Source organism: Robbsia andropogonis (assembly GCF_000970345.1).
Lineage (GTDB): Bacteria > Pseudomonadota > Gammaproteobacteria > Burkholderiales > Burkholderiaceae > Robbsia > Robbsia andropogonis.
This window is the reverse complement of sequence record NZ_LAQU01000012.1, coordinates 127440-147574: the sequence shown is the minus strand read 5'-3', so window position 1 is coordinate 147574 and position 20135 is coordinate 127440. Positions and strand designations below refer to the sequence as shown.

17 protein-coding genes are annotated in these 20135 nt (G+C 61.0%); 14 read left to right on the top strand and 3 right to left on the bottom strand.

Annotated elements, in window-relative coordinates:
• Nucleotides 1-32 precede the first annotated feature (32 nt).
• Complete coding sequence (gene def / locus WM40_RS13340; protein WP_046153061.1) at nt 33-578, top strand: peptide deformylase; 546 nt, start codon at nt 33-35, stop codon at nt 576-578.
• A gap of 125 nt (nt 579-703) precedes the next feature.
• Here def and WM40_RS28760 read toward each other — a convergent pair whose 3' ends face one another.
• The 3 genes from WM40_RS28760 to map form a co-directional block, all read right to left on the bottom strand.
• Nucleotides 704-2647, bottom strand: coding sequence for a pseudouridine synthase (locus WM40_RS28760; RefSeq protein WP_082102684.1), 1944 nt, complete (start codon nt 2645-2647; stop codon nt 704-706).
• 261 nt (nt 2648-2908) lie between these two features.
• The gene (locus WM40_RS13330) at nt 2909-5470 is read right to left on the bottom strand and encodes a [protein-PII] uridylyltransferase (protein WP_390174004.1); all 2562 of its coding nucleotides are present in this window, start codon (nt 5468-5470) and stop codon (nt 2909-2911) included.
• 335 nt (nt 5471-5805) lie between these two features.
• The gene (gene map, locus WM40_RS13325) at nt 5806-6609 is read right to left on the bottom strand and encodes a type I methionyl aminopeptidase (protein ID WP_024903096.1); all 804 of its coding nucleotides are present in this window, start codon (nt 6607-6609) and stop codon (nt 5806-5808) included.
• A 292-nt stretch (nt 6610-6901) separates the two neighbouring features.
• Here map and rpsB point away from each other — a divergent pair, with 292 nt between their 5' ends.
• The 13 genes from rpsB (at nt 6902) to fabZ (ending at nt 20129) form a co-directional block, all read left to right on the top strand.
• Nucleotides 6902-7654 carry a 30S ribosomal protein S2 gene (gene rpsB, locus WM40_RS13320; protein WP_036009279.1) on the top strand — a complete coding sequence of 251 codons (753 nt, stop codon included), beginning with the start codon at nt 6902-6904 and terminating at the stop codon, nt 7652-7654.
• A 349-nt stretch (nt 7655-8003) separates the two neighbouring features.
• Nucleotides 8004-8891 carry a translation elongation factor Ts gene (gene tsf / locus WM40_RS13315; protein WP_024903094.1) on the top strand — a complete coding sequence of 296 codons (888 nt, stop codon included), beginning with the start codon at nt 8004-8006 and terminating at the stop codon, nt 8889-8891.
• Between the two features lie 280 nt (nt 8892-9171).
• Complete coding sequence (gene pyrH / locus WM40_RS13310) at nt 9172-9885, top strand: UMP kinase (protein ID WP_024903093.1); 714 nt, start codon at nt 9172-9174, stop codon at nt 9883-9885.
• A gap of 173 nt (nt 9886-10058) precedes the next feature.
• On the top strand, nt 10059-10619 hold the full coding sequence (frr, locus tag WM40_RS13305) for a ribosome recycling factor (protein ID WP_024903092.1): 561 nt from the start codon (nt 10059-10061) through the stop codon (nt 10617-10619).
• 99 nt (nt 10620-10718) lie between these two features.
• The gene (locus WM40_RS32095) at nt 10719-10853 is read left to right on the top strand and encodes a hypothetical protein (RefSeq protein WP_269083092.1); all 135 of its coding nucleotides are present in this window, start codon (nt 10719-10721) and stop codon (nt 10851-10853) included.
• A 37-nt stretch (nt 10854-10890) separates the two neighbouring features.
• Complete coding sequence (gene uppS / locus WM40_RS13300) at nt 10891-11706, top strand: polyprenyl diphosphate synthase (protein ID WP_024903090.1); 816 nt, start codon at nt 10891-10893, stop codon at nt 11704-11706.
• Nucleotides 11700-12542 (top strand): phosphatidate cytidylyltransferase, encoded by an 843-nt coding sequence (locus tag WM40_RS13295; protein ID WP_024903089.1) that lies wholly within the window; start codon nt 11700-11702, stop codon nt 12540-12542. The genes uppS and WM40_RS13295 overlap by 7 nt, the downstream gene beginning before the upstream one ends.
• Before the next feature lie 40 nt (nt 12543-12582).
• Nucleotides 12583-13788: a 1-deoxy-D-xylulose-5-phosphate reductoisomerase gene (gene ispC, locus WM40_RS13290; RefSeq protein WP_024903088.1), complete on the top strand. Its 1206-nt coding sequence runs from the start codon at nt 12583-12585 to the stop codon at nt 13786-13788.
• Between the two features lie 15 nt (nt 13789-13803).
• Nucleotides 13804-15339, top strand: coding sequence for an RIP metalloprotease RseP (gene rseP / locus WM40_RS13285; protein ID WP_046153060.1), 1536 nt, complete (start codon nt 13804-13806; stop codon nt 15337-15339).
• A gap of 129 nt (nt 15340-15468) precedes the next feature.
• Nucleotides 15469-17766, top strand: a complete 2298-nt coding sequence (bamA, locus tag WM40_RS13280) for an outer membrane protein assembly factor BamA (protein WP_046153059.1) — start codon at nt 15469-15471, stop codon at nt 17764-17766.
• A gap of 100 nt (nt 17767-17866) precedes the next feature.
• Nucleotides 17867-18502 (top strand): OmpH/Skp family outer membrane protein, encoded by a 636-nt coding sequence (locus WM40_RS13275; RefSeq protein ID WP_082102681.1) that lies wholly within the window; start codon nt 17867-17869, stop codon nt 18500-18502.
• An 8-nt stretch (nt 18503-18510) separates the two neighbouring features.
• On the top strand, nt 18511-19599 hold the full coding sequence (gene lpxD, locus WM40_RS13270; RefSeq protein ID WP_046153058.1) for a UDP-3-O-(3-hydroxymyristoyl)glucosamine N-acyltransferase: 1089 nt from the start codon (nt 18511-18513) through the stop codon (nt 19597-19599).
• Nucleotides 19600-19604: 5 nt separating this feature from the next.
• Entirely contained in the window at nt 19605-20129 is a 525-nt protein-coding gene (gene fabZ / locus WM40_RS29560) for a 3-hydroxyacyl-ACP dehydratase FabZ (protein WP_046153057.1), read from the top strand.
• Nucleotides 20130-20135: the final 6 nt, after the last annotated feature.

Genomic DNA, 20135 nt, shown 5'->3' with positions numbered 1-20135 from the left:
ACGCGCTGCGGGGCGGCGCTGAGGAGAGGCGGATGATTCGTGAAATTCTGAGAATGGGCGATCCCCGCTTGCTGCGGATTGCCAAGACGGTCGACGAATCCGAGTTCAACTCCCCGGAATTGCTGGCGTTGATCGCGGATATGTTCGACACGATGCGTGCGGCCAATGGCGCGGGACTGGCCGCGCCGCAGATTGGCGTGGACAAGCAAGTGGTGATCTTTGGTTTCTCACCGGATGCACAACGCTATCCCGACGCGCCACCGGTGCCCGAAACGGTTTTGATCAACCCGGTGATCGCGCCGAAGTCGCATGATATGGAAGAGGGGTGGGAAGGATGCTTGTCGGTGCCCGGCATGCGCGGGCTGGTGAAGCGTTTCTCGATGATCCGCTATGAGGGCTACGATCAGTTCGGCAATGCCATCGATCGGGTTGCCGACGGGTTCCACGCTCGCGTCGTCCAGCATGAGTGCGATCATCTGATCGGTAAACTGTATCCTATGCGGATGGACGATTTGTCAAAGCTCGGCTTTGTCGATGTGCTGTTCCCGGACGCCAGTTCCGCACCTGGCGACGATTGACACAATGCGCCGGAGCCGGTCAATCGGCACGTTGTCTGGTCGCAGCCTTTGCCATGTTCACCGGCGCGACCGCAAGACCCATATGCGATTGCGATGCCGGGACCTTCGGCGGCATGCGCGGGCGGTCAGAACGTTTCGCCTTCCGCGAGGTAACGCCATTGACCTGGTGGCAGGGCACCGAGCATGACGCCGCCGATCCGTACTCGCTTCAAACCCAGCACTTCCAGCCCAACTGCTTCGCACATGCGTCGGATCTGGCGTTTGCGCCCCTCGCGCAGCACGAAGCGCAACTGCTCGCCGTTTTGCCAATCCACCTGCGCTGGTTGCAGTTCGACGTCATCGAGCGACAGACCATGACGCAGCAGTGCCAGTTGGTCTTCAGGAAAATACGACGCCAGGTTTTCGGTATGGCGGCCATAGCGCACGCGGACCAGGTATTCCTTGTCGACCTCCGATTGTTCCCCGATGAGTTGCTTGGCGACGCGACCGTCCTGCGTGAAGACCAAGAGCCCGGTGGAGTCGATGTCGAGACGACCCGCCGGCGCCAATGCGCGTAGATGCAGCGCGGTGAAGCGCAGCATCGTGCCGTCCATGTCCCAATGATTTGAGGGCGTCACGAGTGCCACCGCCGGCGGATGGCCGTCTTCCGGCTGTCCGGAGACGTGCCCGACCGGCTTATGCAGCAGGATGGTCACCAGCTTTTGTTGCGCGGCCATCGCCTGCGGCGCGATATCGATTTTCTGGTCTGGTTTCACGCGCACGCCCAGCGTATCCGCGACCTGGCCATCCACTTTCACCCAGCCTTTTTCGATCCATTCATCCGCTTCGCGTCGCGAGCACATGCCGAGTTCCGACATGCGTTTGGACAAGCGCACGCCTTCATCCGTTGCGGCCGCTTCGTCGAGGTACTCCCGGACGCTCTTCGTGCGCGGTGCGCCGATGTCGCCGCTCGACGAGCGCGCCGCGTTCGCGCGCGGCAGTGCGCCATCATCGCGGCGGTCCGTGCGGGAGGGACGGGCACGGGTGGGCACGGCCGGCGGCAACGGCGCGCGGCCGTGCCGATTCGGCTCCGATGTACGCGCTGGCCCGGTGTAGCGTGAATCCGTGCGGTTTCGGGCGTCACCAGCGCGACCTTCCGCGGCAGCATGGTTGCCGGGGCGGCCGCCAGGGCGGCCAGTGGCGGTACCACGGCTGTCTTTACGCGCATTATCACGGGTGTCGCCGCGCGGGGCACCGCGCGAGTCGACGCGGGGCTCGCCTCGTGGGGCGTTGCGCTGATCCGGTCGCGCCTCCTCGCGGGCGCCCGCCGGGCTACCACGGCGATCCCCCCCGCGCCCCTGTGCAAAACCGGCAGGGCGCGCGTCGGTACGGCCCGTGCCGACGGGACGACGATCCCCCGCCGTGCCGCGATCCTCCCGGCGACCTTGACCACGTGGGTGATCCTGGCTTTCCTGTCTGTCTGGGCTCGAACGTGAACCTTCACTCCTGCCGCCACGCTGACCTTGGCCTTCGCCCCGTCCGGCGATCCCACTGCCGGACCGCGGACCGCCTGGCGTGCCGGGGCGGCCGCCTGAAGCGCCAGCCGGTCGCGCCGCCGAATATTTGCCGTCTCCCTGACGCGCGTGCGGTGCGGCAGCGCTGCGTTGCCCGCGCTGCGCGCCGGCGACGCGTTCATTCCGTAGCCCGGTGCCATCACTATCGGAACGGGGCGTGCGCGGTGATCGCGGTGCTGCCGTCGCGTCGCCGCGTGGGCCGGTTGCGGCGCCAGTGCGGAAACGCCCGTTCTTTGATGTGCCTGCCGCCGCACGTGGACCGGCGGGTCGCGGCGCCGTGCGCGGCCCACTCCCGCGTGTCCCGCCATCGACGGATTTGCGATCAGTGGTACCTCGGCCTGGCGGCGCTTTGCGCTTGTCGCCGGTGCTGTCGTCGCGGACAGGTTTTACCCGCCGCGCCAACGGTGACGCGGCGCGAACGGGAGCCCGCGCGGAACTGCGCTTGGCCGCCGGCTGCGCGGAGGTGGATGAATCCTCGCCGGAAGCGGGGCGAGAGACGGAGAGTTTGGTTCGCATAATGTTTCCTGGGGGCCGCGCCGCCGTGGAGGCGTTGGCTGGCTGACCCGCATGTTCGGCCGCGGTGTCGCCGCGGTCAAGACAAAAGGTGAGATCTGCGTCCGGAAGTATGCCGGCGCCGCGTGAGGTGCACCGTGGCGTGTCAGGGCACGACGGTGAAACGGACGGCGATATCGATCCCGGCGACGACGCGTTGTACCGGCTCGGCCGGCGGCCCGGACCTTTTCGAGCGTCCGGTCAGGGAGAATCGATAAAGCAGGGTCAGATCGCCAGCGTATCGAGCAGTTCCGTTTCGAGTTTCAGTTGCAGTCGGCTATCCACAAGCCGGTCGCTTTGGATCAGGAACACGTCTTCGACGCGGTCGCCCAGGGTGTGGATGCGCGCGCTCCGCACTTCGATCCGATGTTCTGCCAATATGCGCGCGATGGTGTACAGCAGGCCCGCGCGGTCGTTCGCCGAGACGGACAGGATAAAAAACTGACCACGTTCATCGGGACGCAGGTCGATGCGCGGCGAAATCGGGAACACGCGCGATAGACGGGACAAGCGACCTTTTACCGGATCTGGCAGGCCGGCATGCGCCTCCAATTGCTGCGCCAATTGCTGTTCGACGAGGTTGGCGATGTGGCGGTGATTATCAAGATTCCCGGCTTCCCGATCCGGGTCCAGCACCAGAAAATCATCCAGTGCATAGCCGTGGTGCGTCGTATGGATGACCGCCTGTTGCACGGACAACCCCTGGCGGCTGAAATAGCCGCAGATGCTCGCGAACAGGTCCGGCCTGTCCTTCGAATACACCAACACCTGCAACCCTTCACCGATCGGGGAGGGGCGTGCGCGGACGATGACGCGTTCGGTCGTCAGGTGCGGCAATAACTTCTGTGTTTGCCAGGCGATCTCGTCCGGGTCGTGCCGCAGGAAGTAGCTGACGTCCAGTTGTTCCCATAGTGGCTTTTCGGCGTCCGGGGAGACCAATCGATGCCGCAACGCCGCGCGAGCCGCGTCCCGGCGCCGGATCAAGTCGGTATCGGCATCCGGCGCGGCGCCGCCGAGGACCTGGTAGGTCAGGCGGTACAGGTTTTCCAGCAATTTCCCTTTCCAGGCATTCCAGACCTTCGGGCTGGTGCCGCGAATGTCGGCGACGGTCAGCAGATACAGTGCCGTCAGCCGACGTTCACTCGCCACGGTGTCGGCAAAGCTCTTTATCACGTCGGGGTCGCTCGTATCCTGCTTCTGCGCCACCTGGCTCATTGTCAGGTGATGCTCGACGAGCCAGACTACGAGCGCGGTGTCGTTCTCCTCCACGCCGTGTTCCCGGCAGAATCGGCGTGCATCCACCATGCCGAGCGTCGAGTGGTCGCCGCCCCGGCCTTTCGCGATGTCATGGAACAGCGCGGCGATATACAACACCCAGGGTCGTTCGAAGTTCGCGAATAATTCGCTGCAAAAAGGATATTCATGCGCATGCTCGGCACTACCGAAACGCCGAATGTTCCGCAGCACGGTCAGAATATGCTGGTCGACCGTGTAGACGTGATACAGGTCGTGCTGCATTTGCCCGACGATGCGGCCGAAGTTGGTCAGATAACTGCCCAGGACGCTGGTCTGGTTCATCAGCCGCAGCGCATGGGTGATCCCCGACGGCTGCTTCAGGATCTCGAGGAACAGGCGGCGATTCTCCGGATTACGGCGCCAACTCAGCGTCATGCTGCGGCGTGAGTGATAGAGCGCCCGAAGCGTGCGCGCCGACAGGCCTTTAACACCTTGCACCTTCTCGTACAACAGGAAGGCTTCGAGGATGGCAGTCGGCTCGCGCTCGAAAAGATCGTCGGAAACGATTTCGATCATGCCTTGTTTTTCGACGAAATTCTGCGACAGCACGCGCGTGATGCCGCTTTGGTCCGGATTCAGGCGCGCATCGATGTTTTGCACGAGGATCGTGCTCAACTGCGTCACTGCCTTCGCGGCCCAGTAGTACCGTCGCATCAACGGCTCGCTGGCTCGTCGGCTGGCGCTGGCGCGATACCCGAATGCTTCGGCAAGCGCGGTCTGCAGATCGAAGACGAGCATGTCCTGGCGGCGATTGGCCAGGATATGCAAGCGCGCCCGCAGCGTTTTCAGAAAGAACTCGTTACGCCGCAGCTCGTGCGCCTCGTGCGCCGTGATCAGCCCGGAATGTTCGAGTTCCTGCCACGTTGAACCAAAGCCCGCTGCACGCGCCATCCAGATAATGACTTGAAGATCACGTAGCCCGCCGGGGCTTTCCTTGCAATTCGGCTCAAGGCTATACGGCGTGTCCTGATATTTCGCGTGGCGCTGCCGCATTTCGAGCAGCTTGCCCTGGAAAAAAGCGCGCGGGTCGAGACTGTCTTGAAAAGCCCTCGTGAAACGTTCGAACAACTGCGTATTGCCGACGATGCGACGTGCTTCGAGCAAGGCGGTCTGGATCGTGATGTCACCGTGTGCGGCCTCGATGCAATCCTCGATCGTTCGTACGCTACTGCCGACATCGAGCCCCGCATCCCATGCGGCGCCGATGAAACGTTCGAGCCGTCCGGCAAGCAATTCATCGGGTTCGGCCGGAAGCAAAACAACGATGTCGATGTCGGAATGCGGCGCGAGTTCGCCTCGTCCATATCCCCCGACGGCAACCAGCGTCAGCATGCCGGGCAACTTGCAGTCATGCCAGATGTCGGTCAACACCCTGTCGGCATTGCGCGCCAGATTGCGCATCAGCAAGTCGATCTTGCCGTTGCCACGGTATTTGTCGATTTGGGCGGTTTTCTCGCCACGATAGTATTGCCGCAGTTCGGCACTGTTCATCGGAGTGCCGTTCGGATGTGGAAGACCCGATTGGGAAGGCGATGGGGAGGCGGACGCTGTCATGGTGTTCCGTTGGCCGGACGGCCGAAGCGCAAAAATTTCAGACGGCCGGGAAAGGCTCCGTCCGTCGATCGATGACGCCAAGTCTCGATCATCGCTTAAACAATATTAGACAATATTCAAAAGGTGCCGGTTTTTAGACCGTCCCGGCATATGACGTCGCGTACGCGCCGCCTTGCTTCACGCGCGCGCCCGAGCCGAGTGCAACGCTGTCGGCATGCAGTTTGTCAGGCAAGCATCCCGCCAGACGCCGATGGTCCAGGCGAGCCCATGCGTCAGACTTCCGCCAGCACTGGCCGTGGCTGTGTCAATGCCGAGACGGTCAGGACGTCGAAGCCATCCGGCGTCACCAGCACGGTATGCTCCCATTGGGCGGACAGGCTGCGGTCACGCGTCTTGACGGTCCAATGGTCAGGCATCGTGCGGATATCGCGCTTGCCGGCGTTGATCATCGGCTCGATCGTGAAAATCATCCCGGCTTCCAGCGTCATTCCGGTGCCCGGACGGCCGTAATGAACGACCTGCGGTTCCTCGTGGAATACCGTGCCAATGCCATGACCGCAATATTCGCGCACCACGCTGAAGCCCGCGCCCTCGGCATGCCGCTGGATCGCATGACCGATATCGCCCAACGTCGCACCAGGACGCACCTGCTCGATGCCCAGCCACATGCATTCGAATGTCGTTTGCACGAGTCGCTTGCACAGGATCGATCCTTCTCCCACGATAAACATCCGGCTCGTGTCGCCGAAGTAGCCTGCCTTGATGACGGTGATGTCGATATTCAGCGCATCGCCGTTCTTCAAGACCTTGGTGCCTGGAATGCCATGGCAGATGACATCATTCACCGAAATGCAGGTGGCGGCCGGATAAGGCGGGTAGCCGGGAGGCTGGTAATTCAGCGGGGCCGGCACCGTGCCTTGTTCCTTTACCATGTATTCATGGCAGAGCCGGTCCAGTTCGCCAGTGGTCACCCCTGCCTTGACGAAGGGCGTGATGTAGTCCAGCACCTCGCTCGCCAGTCGGCAAGCGACGCGCATCTGGGCGATGTCGTGTTCGGATTTCAGCGTAACGGCCATGATTCCAATCGGTAAGCGCAATCAAGGCCGCATTATCTCACAGACGATTGATCCGCTGGACGATGGACGGCCAAACCTCGCTGTTGAGTCCATGGCCGTACTGGTGCTATAATCGCGGGCTGGATTTCTTGCGCCCGGCTTGTGTGGCGGGTAACGGCCCTGTTTTCGGGGCGGAAGTTCAAATCGCGAATCGGTGCACCCAGGGTGTCGCTGTCCCGGCAATTATTTTGTGCGTGCCGGACAGTGATGTCGCAGCCGGTTTTAGTCCGAACCCTCATGGAGTAGAAAAATCATGGCAGTCTCGATGCGAGAAATGCTGGAAGCCGGTGTCCACTTCGGTCACCAAACGCGCTTCTGGAACCCGAAGATGTCCCAATACATCTACGGTTCGCGTAACAAGGTGCACATCATCAACCTGGACAAGACCTTGCCGCTGTTCAACGACGCGCTGAAGTACGTGCGCACGTTGTCGGCAAATCGCGGCACGGTGCTGTTCGTGGGCACGAAGCGTCAATCGCGCGAAACGATCGCCGCCGAGGCGACGCGTTCGGGTATGCCATATGTGAACAGCCGTTGGCTGGGCGGCATGATGACGAACTTCAAGACGTTGAAGGCGTCGATCAAGAAGCTGAAGGAAATGGAAGCACAGGTCGAAGCGGGTGACCTGGAAAAGATGACCAAGAAGGAAGGCCTGCTGTTCGAGCGCGAAATGGCGAAGCTGGAGCGCTCCATTGGTGGCGTGAAGAACATGCCGGGGATTCCGGACGCGATCTTCGTGGTCGACGTTGGTTACCACAAGATTGCCGTCGCCGAAGCAAAGGCGCTGGGCGTGCCGGTCATCGCCGTGGTTGACACGAACCACTCGCCGGAAGGCCTGGATTATGTGATTCCGGGTAATGACGACTCGAGCAAGGCGGTTGCGCTGTACGCGCAAGCGGTGGCTGACGCCGTGTTGGAAGGTCGTGCGACGGCGGTGAAGGAAACGGTTGAAGCGGTTCGTGGCGAGCAAGGCGACGAATTCGTCGAAGTGGCTAACGAGGCGTAAGGCTTCAGGCCGGGCTGGGTCGGCGTTGTGTGCATGTCATGCCGCCCGGCCCGCCGAGTCTCGCGTCGGCATCCCATGGCGCGGTTTCTTACCGGGTTACCGGCTGCGGATGACGGCCGGCACGGGTTCGTGACACGACAGGGTCGCGATGGCGGCGGGATTGACGGCGAAAAAGGGGCTCTCCATAAGCCCCTTTTTTTTGAACTACAGATTGGCGTTTTTCCATGTCGATGTTTTGACATGCTGATGTGCCACCCTTTTGTTTTCCCTTGCGGGGCGTGCGTTGGGTGGCCCGAATGCATCGGCATGCAGTGAACATCGATAAGACTGAATCCAGGAGCAAATAGACATGGCAGCGATTACTGCAAGCATGGTGGGCGAACTGCGCGCGAAGACTGATGCGCCGATGATGGAATGCAAGAAGGCACTGACTGAGGCGGATGGCGATATCGTGCGCGCGGAAGAGATCCTGCGCGTCAAGCTCGGTAACAAGGCCAGCAAGGCCGCATCGCGCGTGACGGCGGAAGGCATCATCGTCGCCCATGTGGGCAATGGCGTTGGCGTGCTGGTCGAGTTGAACTGCGAAACGGACTTCGTGGCGCAAAACGTTGACTTCCTGACGTTCGGCAAGGCGGTGGCGGAGCTGGTCGCGACGCAACATCCGGCTGACGTGGCGGCGTTGTCGGCATTGCCGCTGGAAAGCTCGACGGTCGACGCCGTGCGGCTGGCGCTGGTTGGCAAGATCGGTGAAAACCTGTCGATCCGTCGTTTCGAGCGTATCGAAAGCGCGAAGAAGCTGGCTTCCTATCTGCATGGCACCCGTATTGGTGTGTTGGTCGAGTTCGACGGCGGTGACGAACAAGTTGGCAAGGATGTGGCCATGCATATCGCGGCGATGAAGCCGGCGGCATTGCAAGCCAGCGATGTCTCGGCCGAGTTGGTCGAGAAGGAGCGCAAGATTGCCGCCGAGAAGGCTGCGGAATCGGGCAAGCCGGCCGAGATCGTGGAAAAGATGGTCGAGGGTTCGGTGCAGAAGTTCCTGAAGGAAGTGTCGCTGCTGAACCAGCCGTTTGTGAAGAACGACAAGCAATCGATTGAACAGATGCTGAAGGCCGCCAACGCGACGGTCAGCCAGTTCAAGCTGTATGTGGTTGGCGAAGGTATTGAAAAGCGCCAGGACGACTTCGCGGCGGAAGTGGCGGCCCAGGTTGCCGCGGCAAAGCAAGCGCAAAACTGATCGATCGGGCCGCTCTCATCCATGGTAACCACCGGACGGCGCCACGAACCGGCGCCGTCCGCCAGGCCATGGGATTTGTTCGCGGTCGAGTTGTGTCATGATGACGGAGGCAGTGCCTCCGTCATCGGTATTCAGGGGTCGCCAATGTGGGTGGCCGGTCATGATGGCGTTCTGACCGGCCCCCATCGGCGACCGGGCGTGCGGGAAACACGGTTGCCTGCATGCCGTTTCCTCTCTAAAGTTCTACCGTTGCCGTCGCCGGCGTTATCAGGAATCCCCTATGCCAACTTCCTATAAGCGCGTCTTGTTGAAACTTTCCGGCGAAGCACTGATGGGCGATGATGCGTTTGGCATCAATCGCGCGACCATCGAACGGATGGTGGGAGACGTTGCCGAGATTGTCCGTCTGGGCACCCAGGTAGCGGTCGTGATAGGTGGCGGCAACATCTTCCGCGGTGTCGCGGGAGGTGCTGCCGGAATGGACCGCGCTACCGCCGACTACATGGGTATGCTGGCAACGATGATGAATGCCTTGGCGCTGCAGGATGCCATGCGGCATGCTGGTATCGTGGCGCGTGTCCAATCGGCATTGCGCATGGATCAAGTCGTCGAGCCATATATCCGCCCTCGCGCCATTCGTCAGCTCGAGGAAGGAAAAGTAGTCATTTTTGCCGCCGGAACCGGGAATCCGTTTTTTACGACGGATACGGCCGCGGCGTTGCGTGGTGCGGAAATTGGCGCGGAAGTGGTCTTGAAGGCGACCAAGGTGGATGGCGTATACTCTGCTGACCCGAAAAAAGACCCGTCCGCGATACGGTATGCGAACATTACGTTCGATGAAGCGATCAGCAAGAATTTGCAGGTGATGGATGCCACGGCGTTCGCGCTGTGCCGCGACCAGAAACTGCCGATTCGCGTGTTCTCGATTGTTAAGCCGGGTGCGTTGCGCCGGGTCATCCTCGGTGAGGAAGAGGGCACGCTCGTTCACGTTTGATAAAGGAGGCGCTCGGCAGCGAGCGTCGCCTGTGTGGTGACGGTTTCGAACCTGACAGACGTTTGTTCGTTCCGCGCATGCTGGGTGCGCCTTTCCGGGCGTGGCATCCCGCGCGGCGCCGAGGGGTCGATAGGATCGTCGCCGCACACTGCAATATAGGTTGGGAGAACAAGATGACAGTCGCTGAACTCAAGAAACAGCTCGATCAAAAGATGCAGCGCACGATCGAGTCGTTCAAGGCCGATCTGGCAAAAATCCGTACCGGTCGTGCGCATACGGGGTTGTTGGATCATATTCAGGTCGAGTACTACGGGTCGCCGGTCCCCATCGGGCAGGTGGCGAACGTGACGCTGGTCGATGCGCGTACCATTGGCGTGCAGCCGTGGGAAAAGAACATGGTCGGGAAGGTCGAGAAGGCGATTCGCGAGTCGGACCTGGGTCTGAATCCGTCGACGATGGGCGAACTCATCCGCGTGCCGATGCCGATGTTGACCGAGGAACGTCGTCGTGAGCTGGTCAAGGTGGTGAAGAGCGAGGCTGAGTCGGCGAAGATCGCGCTGCGCAACCTGCGCCGCGACGCGAACGAGCAGTCGAAGAAACTGGTCAAGGACAAGGAAATCTCTGAAGACGACGACCGTCGTGCGCAAGACGATGTTCAGAAGGCTACCGATAAATTCGTTGCGGAAGTCGATAAGCTCGTGACGGCGAAGGAAGCGGAAATCATGACCGTCTGATTGACGGAATGACCGCAACAACCCTGCGTAATCACCGTGGTGCGCGGCACCGTGGCGAGCGTTGCTCATACGGCATGACGTGGGAGCAGAGGGTATGTGATGCCGTCCACCGCGATGCGACGTGGCATGACGCGGTGCGGCACGCGGTTTACGCCGGCCGGCTGCAAGTTGGGCCGCTTTGCAACCTGTCTGGCCAAGGGCTGGTTGGCGCTGTCGCCAGGCTCCTGGTGTTGACCATTCACGATCCGAACCGGAAACGGCCTCGGCGCCTATGACTCATACCAGCTCAACCTTGAGTGTTCCTGATCCGTCCTCGATTCCGCGTCATATCGCGATCATTCTGGACGGAAATGGCCGTTGGGCGCAAAAACGCCATCTACCGCGTGTCGCGGGGCATACAAAAGGCGTGGAAGCCATTCACCGAACCGTCTCGCTGTGCCTCGATAGCGGGGTTCAGTATCTGACCCTGTTCGCCTTCAGTTCCGAGAATTGGCGCCGACCGGAAGACGAGGTGTCTTTCCTGATGCGCTTGTTCGTTGCCGTGCTTGAACGCGAGGTGGCCAAGATGCATGCTAATGGCATCCGCTTGCGCATCGTTGGCGACCTGTCGCGCTTCGACAAGCGCATTGTCGAGCTGGCCGCGCGCGCGGAGAGCAAAACAGCACGCAATACCCGTATGACGCTGACCATCGCGGCAAACTACGGTGGTCGCTGGGACATCCTGCAAGCGACGCGCAAAATTGCCGAGCAGGCGGTGGCGGACGGGCAGGTCGGCATCGTCGACGAGCAACGTCTCGAGCATTATCTGGCCATGTCGTACGCGCCGGAGCCGGATCTTTTTATCCGGACCGGTGGGGAACAGCGGGTCAGTAATTTTCTGCTGTGGCAATTGGCTTACACCGAATTGTTTTTCACGCCTACGTTCTGGCCCGATTTCGACGAGAAGATTTTCAGCGAAGCCCTCGCGTCGTTCCGGAAACGGGAGCGACGTTTTGGGCGTACCAGCGCGCAGGTAACGCCTGGTGGCGCGGCGCTTGATGCGGCGAAGCAGGGCAGCGAGCAGGGAATGGGTTCGTTGCCATGTTGAAGACCCGTGTGATTACCGCCATCGTCCTGCTGTTGATTCTGGTGCCTGTTACCTTATGGGCGCCGATCTCCGGCTTCGGCACGATGATAGGCATCGTGCTGGTCTGTGCCGCGTGGGAGTGGGCTCGCCTGCTGAAATTGACGGGCATCAGGCCTTACGTCTACGCCGCGGTCGCGGCCCTGGCGTTGCTGGCCAGCATGCGTGGCGCGGCGACCGATGCCGGCGCACCGCTTGGTTTGTACAAGGCCTGTGCGGTGTTCTGGGTGTTACTCGTACCGTACGTGTTCATCCGTCGACCGATACTCGCCGCGGGAGCGTGGCGCACTTTCATGTTGCTCGCGGGCATCATCGTCTTCCTCGGTTGCTGGCACGCGCTGGTGTCGGCGCGCCGCGATTGGGGGGTGGCGTTGGTGTTGTCGATGATGATCGTGGTCTGGCTGGCCGATATCGGTGCTTATTTTGTCGGGCGGCGGTTTGGCAAGCGTAAGCTGGCGTTGACCATCAGCCCCGGAAAAAGCTGGGAAGGGGCGATTGGTGGCGCGGTTGTCGTATTGATTGTTGCCGGGCTTGCCATTGCAACCCATGTCTTTGCGCCAACGATTTTCACAGAATATGCGGCACGGTTCGGAATTGGCCGCGCTTTGGCCGCGGTGCTGCTGCTCGTGGTATTCAGTGTGATTGGCGACCTCTTCGAATCATTGATGAAGCGGCAGGCCGGCGTCAAGGATTCAAGCCAGCTGTTGCCGGGGCACGGTGGTGTGCTGGATCGCGTTGATGCGTTGTTGCCGGTGCTGCCGTTGGCGATGCTCCTGCTGGGCTCGGGCAATCTGGTGTAATGCCGGCGATCTGCGCGCCGGAAGGTTTTTTGAGTGTGATATGACACAACGGATTACGCTGCTCGGGTCGACCGGGTCTATCGGCAAAAGCACGCTGGATGTGGTAGCTCGCCACCCTGACCGGTATAGCGTGCATGCGCTGTCGGCGCAACGCAACTGGGAAGCGCTTGCGGCGCAATGCGCGGTTTTCCGTCCCGCGGTCGCGGTCATTGGCAGCGCCGATGCCGCCGCCCCGTTGCGCGACGCGTTACGGCGGCACGGACTCACTACCGAGGTAGCGCACGGCCCTGATGCATTATGCGATATCGCCTCCGCGGCGGAATGCGATACGGTCGTGGCCGCCATTGTCGGCGCTGCAGGGCTGCCGAGCGCCTTGGCGGCGGCACGGACCGGCAAGCGGATTCTGCTTGCCAATAAGGAAGCATTGGTCATGTCCGGCGCGTTGTTCATGGCCGCCGTGAAAGAGAGCGGCGCCACGTTGCTGCCCCTGGACAGCGAGCACAACGCGATTTTCCAATGCCTGCCATCCGCGCAGCAGGCCGGTACGGCGCCGATGCTGGACCCGCGGGGAGGCATCGAGAAGATCATCCTTACCGCGTCGGGCGGCCCGTTCCGCACGCGTGATCCGCTGACCCTCGCCAATGTGACGCCGGATCAGGCGTGCGCGCATCCGAACTGGGTCATGGGGCGCAAGATTTCGGTCGACTCGGCCACGATGATGAATAAGGGGCTGGAAGTGATAGAGGCCCACTGGCTGTTTGGCCTGCCGCCGTCACGGATCGATGTACTGATCCATCCGCAGAGTGTGATCCATTCAATGGTGTCCTATGCTGACGGGTCGGTGTTGGCGGAGTTAGGAAATCCGGACATGCGCACGCCGATCGCGCATGCGTTGGCCTATCCGGATCGCATTGGCTCCGGCGTTGCGCCGCTGGATCTCGCGGCCATCGGGCAATTGCAGTTCGAGAAACCTGATCTGGGCCGGTTCCCCTGTTTGCGTCTGGCGTTCGCCTCATTACGCCAGGGTGGTACCGCCAGCGCGGCGATGAATGCGGCAAACGAGATCGCCGTGGACGCATTTCTGGCCGGTCAGCTTCGCTTCACCGACATCGCGACGGTGGTGGAAGCCGTCATGAACGCGATGACGCATGGGGCCGCCACGCGGCTGGAAGATGTATTCGCGGCCGACGAGGCCGCGCGATCGGAGGCGCGCGCGCGCCTCGAAGGTCACCGCTGGCATCATTAAGAGGTGGTCTCTCCTATGTTCGACTTCGTGACATCGGTGATCGGATTTTTTGTCGCCATCGGCATCCTGGTGGTATTCCACGAGTTGGGTCATTACAGCGTTGCACGCTGGTGTGGCGTCAAGGTGCTGCGTTTCTCGATCGGTTTCGGTAAGCCATTGCTGCAACGGCAAGGACGTGACGGTACCCTGTGGACCATTGGCTGGCTACCGCTGGGTGGCTATGTACGCATGCTGGATGAGCGTGATCCCACCCAGGTGCGATCGGATGCGGTGGAGGACGCTGATGGAACGGTCCGCGTCACCGCAGTGTCGGGTTCAGGAACAGCGGCGGCCGACACGGCGGATGCCGTCACCTATCGAATCGCCCCCGCCGACCTGCCCCACGCGTTCAATCGACAGTCCGTCGGCAAGCGCTTTGCCATTGTCGCCGCTGGACCGATCGCCAATTTCCTGCTTGCCATCCTGCTGTTCGCCGGTCTCTCTTGGTACGGCCAACCGGAGCCGGAGGCCATCCTCGGTACACCGACGCAAGACAGCATGGCGCAGCGCGCCGGCATCGCCAGTGGCGAACGCGTCGTGGCGGTGCGGGTCACGCAGCGCGATGGCAGCGACGATGGCGATGTGGCATATCGGTCCGTCCGATCCTGGCCGGAATTGCGGCACTGGCTGGCGCGCCACGTCGACGCTGATGCCAGCACGGTCATATTGCGCACCCAGCGTCCGGATGGCGTCGCAACGCACACGCTATCCCTCGCCGCATTGCAGGGAGACACGCCCGGGAAGCGCCGCGCCGACATGGTCGGGGCGGGTGGGGGGCAGGCCGATATCGCCACGCGCCTGGGTTTGGTGCCTGGCGGCGCCGCGCCGTTGATCGCCAGCGTGCAACCGGGCACGCCGGCAGCCAAGGCGGGTTTGCAGGAAGGGGATACGGTACTTCGCGTGCAAGGCGAAACAGTCGACGACGCCAACGCGCTCGTGCAGATGATGCGTGAACGCCCTGGTCGTGACACCGTGCTTGATATTCAGCGGGGAAACCAGAATGTTACCGTTCATGTCGTACCGGAGGCGGTAAAGGAAGCCGGAGGCGGACTGCCATATGGTCGTATCGGCGCGGCGCTGGGTATGCGTCTGCCGTTGGTCGATGTGCATTATGGACCGGTGGAATCCGTGCGGATGGCCGTTGGGCGGACCTGGGACGTGGCATCGTTCTCGGTCGAGATGTTCGGTCGGATGCTGACTGGACAGGCTTCGTTGAAGAATTTAAGCGGGCCTGTGACCATCGCCGACTACGCCGGACGCAGTGCGCGAATGGGCGTATCGGCTTTCATCTCCTTTCTCGCATTGGTCAGTATCAGCCTGGGCGTATTGAATCTACTGCCGATTCCCGTTTTGGATGGGGGGCATCTGTTATATTATGCGGTCGAAGCGCTGACCGGTCGGGCAGTATCCGACCGGTGGCAGGCCATCCTACAGCGGGCGGGGTTGGTCTGTATCGTAGCGCTGTCGGTTGTCGCACTGTTCAACGATCTGACGCGGCTCGCCCATTCCTGAGCAAGTGCCGCGCCAGTCGATGCGGTGCCGTGGTCGATGCGGGATATCGCGGGAGCGGCATCTCGAATTGCACAGGCCCTGGGCCCGGACCCATTCTTCGCCAAAAACTTCCATTGAATCGGGAGCAAGTTGTTGAAATCTCATCACCTCGTGCCGAAGTCGGTTGCCGCTGCCGCCATTGCGGCGCACACCCTCATCGCACATGCGGCAGCGCCGTTCGTGGTTCAAGACATTCGGATCGAGGGACTGCAGCGTGTCGAGCCGGGCACCGTTTTCTCGTACCTGCCTATCAAAAAGGGCGACACCTTCACAGATGACAAGGCCTCGTCGGCGATCCGTGCGCTTTACGCGACCGGTTTCTTCAACGATGTCCGGATCAATGTGGAAGGTGGCACCGTCATCGTGCAGGTTGCGGAGCGGCCGTCCATTGCGACCATCGACTTCGCCGGCACGAAGGAGTTCGACAAGGACACGCTGTCGAAGGCGCTGCGTTCCAGCGGCATGGCCCCGGGGCGCTACTTCGACAAATCGCTGGCCGACAAGGCCGAGCAGGAGTTGAAGCGGCAGTACCTGACGCGCGGCTTTTACGCTGCGGAAGTGACGACGACGGTGACGCCGGTCGATCGTAGCCGCGTTGCCATCCTGTTTTCGGTGATCGAAGGGCCGAGCGCGAAGATCCGCCAGGTGAATTTCATCGGCAATAAGGCGTTCTCCAGTAGCACGCTGCGCGATGAAATGCAGCTTTCCACGCCGAACTGGTTCTCGTGGTACACGAAGAACGACCTGTATTCGAAGGACAAGCTGACCACCGACCTGGAGCACGTCCGCAGTTATTACCTGGATCGGGGGTATCTCGAGTTCAGCATTGAATCGACGCAGGTGTCGATCACGCCGGACAAGAAGAGCATGTACCTGACGCTCAGTCTCCATGAAGGCGAGCCGTACAAAGTATCGTCGATCGAGTTGTCGGGCGAGCTGCTGGACAAGAAGGCGGAGCTGGAAAAGCTGTTGAAGCTGAAGGCCGGCGATCGTTTCTCTGCGGCAAAGTTGCAGGATTCCACGAAGGCGATCGTCAACAAGCTGGGTGAGTACGGTTACGCTTTTGCTACCGTTAATGCCGAACCGCAGATCGATCAGACGAGCCATACGGTTGCGCTGAATCTGAAGGTGGAAACCGGCCGTCGTGTCTACGTACGCCATGTGAACATCACCGGTAATACGAGGACGCGCGATGAAGTGGTGCGCCGTGAGATGCGCCAGTTCGAATCATCGTGGTTCGATAGTAATCGACTGAAGTTGTCGCAGGATCGGATCAACCGCCTGGGCTATTTTACTGATGTGAATGTCACCACGCAGCCGGTCCCCGGAACACCGGATCAGGTGGACGTGGATGTCGCCGTCAAGGAAAAGCCGACCGGTGCGATCACGCTGGGCGCGGGCTTCTCGTCCTCGGACAAGGTGGTGCTGTCAGCCGGCATATCGCAGGACAACGTATTCGGCTCGGGAACCAGCCTGGCCGTGAACGTCAATACGTCGAGCTATTATCGGACATTGACGGTCACGCAGACGGACCCCTACTTCACGGTGGACGGCATCAGCCGGATCACTAGTGCTTACTACCAGACGTCCACGCCGTTGTACTATTCGACGGACAGCAGCTTCCGGATCATCACGGCCGGTGCTGACTTGAAGTTCGGTGTGCCGTTTTCCGAATATGACACGGTTTTCTTCGGGGTGGGCTTCCAGCAGTACCGCATGGACGTCGACTCGGCCACTCCGCAGGCGTATAAAGACTACGTCAACGAATATGGCCGAGTGTCGAACGTCGTGCCGGTGACGATGGGCTGGTCGCGCGATGCGCGCGACAGCGCCTTGGTGCCAAGTCGCGGCTACTTTACCCGCGCGAACGCCGAAGTAGGTACGCCCGCGGGTGGCACGAAGTATTGGAAGGTGGACTTGCAGCAGCAGTATTATTATTCGTTCGCGCGCGGCTTCGTACTTGGTCTGAATGGGCAACTGGGTTACGGCAAGGGCATTGGCGGCACCTATCCGATCTTCAAGAACTACTACGCCGGCGGTATCGGCTCGGTTCGGGGTTATGAGCCGAGTTCCCTGGGACCGCGTGACAAGACGACCAACGATCCGATCGGTGGCGCCAAGATGGCGGTGGCCAACGTCGAGTTGACGTTCCCGTTGCCGGGAACCGGTTACGATCGTACGCTTCGGGTATTCACCTTCTTCGATGCGGGCAATGTTTGGGGGGATTCTCAGAGCATCAATTTCAGCGATCTGCGGTATGGATATGGTCTGGGTCTTGCCTGGATCTCGCCGATCGGACCGCTGAAGTTAAGCTTGGGTTTCCCGCTGGTCAAGCATGCGGGCGATCAGTACCAGAAATTCCAGTTCCAGATAGGTACCGCGTTCTAACGTCCGGTTCCGGCGTAGTATTTGTTGTCGGCGGTACCGGGGACATTGCACGTATGTTGCAACGTCCCTGGTACCGTTGCATTTGATGAGGATGGGCTGAGTGACCTCGACAAACACCTGTTCTGGCGCGGCCGGAATGCCTGTAACGCCACCCGCGCCGACAATGCGGCGCGCGCCGTGGTTCATCGCGGCCACGCGGATCCTGTCCGGCTTGGTCGCCGGATCAGTGTTATTGGCCTGGTGTGCACCCGCGGCGCGTGCGGATGAGCATATCGCCGTTGTCAAATCGGATCAGATCCTGAAGGAATCGGTGCCGGCCAAGGCCTTGTCTTCTCAGATCGATGAGATGTTCCGCAAGCGTGGCGCGGATTTACAATCTCGCGTGAACAAATTCCAAAGCGATGCGTCCAACTTCGACAAGACGTCGGCGTCGTTGAGTGCGGACGAGCGTGCCGCACGCCAGGCACGGTTGCAAACGGTCAATATGGCGTTGCAGCGTGATCGACAATATTTCGCCGATGATCTGACGCAGTGCCAGAATCAGGCCTATCAGGCGGTGCTCGCCATCGCGAACAAAGCAATCGAACAAGTGGCGAAGCAAGGAAATTACGACCTGATCGTTGAAGAAGGGGTGTATTTCAATCCGCGGATCGATATCACCGACAAGGTGCTCGCCGCGCTAGCGTCCCAGCCGGTGCCGCCGCTGCCGGATATCTGCAAGCGCAGTAGTAAGTAGGAGTGTGGATGGGCTATTCGATTCAACAACTGGTGGAGCGCTTCGGTGGCAGCATCGAAGGGGATGCGGGCTTGACCATTCGCGGACTTGCGCCGCTTGATCGCGCGCATCGCGACCAGTTGTCGTTCCTCGCGAACCCGAAGTATTTTCCCCAGGTGGCTGAAAGCCAAGCCGGCGCGATACTGATTTCCGCGCGTGACCTCGACAAATTTCCAAAGGAAGCGCGCGCGGCCGTGCCGGTGACCTGGGTCATCGTACCGAACCCTTATGCGTATTTCGCGCGCGTGGCGCAGTTGTATGTGGCTGCCGGAGAGCCGGCCTCGCAGTCTGGCGTGCATCCTAGCGCGCGTGTCGACCCCAGTGCACAGGTGGCGGCGTCTGCGTCGATCGGTCCGAATGTCAGTATCGAAGCCGGTGTGGTTGTCGGCGAGCGCGTGCGTATCGGCGCGAATGTCGTCGTGGGTCGTGGCGTCAAGCTCGGCGACGACGTGCGTCTGTATCCGAACGTCACGATCTACCATGGTTGCCGGTTGGGTGCGCGCGTGATCGTGCATGCGGGCGCGGTTATCGGTGCCGACGGCTTTGGTTTCGCGCCGGATTTCCCGGAAGGGGACGGGGCCGATATCGAAGGCGAATGGGTCAAGATCCCGCAGGTGGGCGCGGTGACGATTGGCGAAGATGTTGAAATCGGTGCGAACACGACGATCGATCGGGGCGCGATGGCCGACACCGTGATCGAGCATTCGGTGAAAATCGATAACCTGGTGCAGATCGCCCATAACTGTCGCATCGGCGCGTATACCGTCATTGCGGCTTGTGCGGGTATCGCGGGCAGCACGGTGATTGGCCGCCACTGCATGATTGGTGGCGCGGTAGGCATTGCCGGACATGTCACGCTGACGGATCGTGTGATCGTGACGGCGAAGTCCGGCGTGTCGAAGTCGTTGACGCGTCCCGGTCTGTACACGAGCGCCTTCCCGGCGATCGAACACCGGGACTGGAACAAGAACGCGGCGGTGATGCGCAACCTCGATACAATGCGCGTTCGCCTCAAGCAACTCGAAGCGACTGTTGAAGCGCTGAAAGACAAGCAGTGAAAATTATGGAACAAGAAAATACAAGCGCCGGGATCACGTTGGATATCCACAAGATCTTGACGTTGTTGCCGCATCGTTATCCGTTTCTATTGGTGGACCGGGTCACGGAATTGGTGCAACACAAGTCCATTCGTGCGCTAAAGAATGTGACGATGAACGAGCCGTTCTTTCAAGGCCATTTTCCGTCACGCCCGGTGATGCCGGGTGTGCTGATTCTTGAGGCATTGGCGCAGGCTGCCGCGTTACTGACGTTCGCGGAAGATACTTCAACGTATGATCCGGCGACGACGCTGTACTACTTTGCCGGCATAGACAATGCTCGCTTCAAGAGGGTGGTGGAGCCAGGCGACCAGTTGGTGCTGGACGTGACCTTCGAGCGGAATGTACGCCACATCTACAAGTTCAAGGCCAGGGCGTCCGTTGACGGCGCGTTGGCCGCGGAAGCCGATCTGACATGCGCGGTGCAGCATATCGAGAGGCCGACGGTAGCCGATGCCTTGCCGCTCGTGACCGCCGGCAAAGCCAGCTGATTCGCG